We start from the raw sequence: 585 nt of genomic DNA on the forward strand, positions 1-585 counted from the left end.
GGGCGTTAGGTTTTCGGAGTCACATGAAGAAAATTCTGTTTATTTTGTGTACGTTGATGTCAGGAGTAGTAATGTCTGAGGGTTTGTTTTTAAGCTCATATAACGAAGTGTCCGAACGTTATGCAATTCTCGATGAGTTTGAAGAGTCTGGGGTGCTTTACCTAACTAAGCCTCAAACTCAAAAGCCAGAAAGAGATGCTGTTGCGTACATACAGTACGTGCCTGTTTCCGAGGAATCTTGGAAGCAGAAAATGAGAGCAGGGGAACCACCACAATTACACCAAGGGCTAGTTTCCAAAACAGCAATTATTGAGAAGACAGTAGAGCAAGATTTTAGCTTTCAATGGTCGGCTGATGGTAATTCAGTAGCCTTACTATATAGAAGCGTTCCCATAGCTTTCGTTACTAAAAGCGAAAAGTATGGTTTTAGCAAAGCGGTTGTATCAGATTCGCCAGTTGTTTCAGTCTGGAATTCAGAGAAGTTTAGTGAACTATTTGAGTAAAAACCTAACAAAGCATTTAAGAGTGATTCGCAACGCTTGGCAGTTTCGCTTCGCTCAAGTATAGCCAAGCGCTGCTCACACC

Annotated in this window: 1 protein-coding gene; it reads left to right on the forward strand. The window is 41.7% G+C overall.

Annotation, left to right across the window (positions count from 1 at the left end; translation table 11 throughout):
* The first annotated feature begins 23 nt into the window (after positions 1–23).
* Positions 24–503 (forward strand): hypothetical protein, encoded by a 480-nt coding sequence (locus R7O03_RS22735; protein WP_228076447.1) that lies wholly within the window; start codon positions 24–26, stop codon positions 501–503.
* Positions 504–585 lie beyond the last annotated feature (82 nt).

Source organism: Vibrio sp. Vb2960 (assembly GCF_033337665.1).
In the GTDB taxonomy this organism is placed as follows: domain Bacteria; phylum Pseudomonadota; class Gammaproteobacteria; order Enterobacterales; family Vibrionaceae; genus Vibrio; species Vibrio alginolyticus.